This window comes from Salinimicrobium oceani, assembly GCF_012037645.1.
Map to the genome: position 1 here is coordinate 1 of NZ_JAAVJR010000858.1, position 401 is coordinate 401.

At 46.1% G+C, this 401-nt stretch carries 1 pseudogene; it reads right to left on the reverse strand.

Features of this window, described 5'->3' with window-relative positions:
* Positions 1-401: pseudogene (locus HC175_RS19745) on the reverse strand (SusF/SusE family carbohydrate-binding protein); the annotation flags it as partial.

Here is a 401-nt window from a genome sequence, read left to right on the forward strand (position 1 = left end):
GGCCCTGCATCTCCTACCATGTGAAGATTGACTTTATTGAATCTAATGGTATTGGTAGCTGTGTTAAGGCTAAGTCTGTAGCGTCCTGCAGTTTCTTCGGTCACCAGCCATGTATTATCCGGTTCGCAACCTGGGGCCTGCACAACGGCACCATTCTCAATGCCTTTGTCATCTACTTGTGGCCTGTACCAATCTCCACACCAGTCGCCCATTGGTCCGGCGAAGATCTTAAATTCACCCGGTGCAAAATTACCTTCATAGATAAAGACAAAAGGATCAAGCTCACTTTGGGTAAAAGCTGCAGGAGCATCAACATTCCAACCACTTTCGGTAGCGTCTCCTACGATAAAGAGTTCAGAAAAAGGTGCATCTTCTACAGGAGTGATCTCTATGGTTTTGTT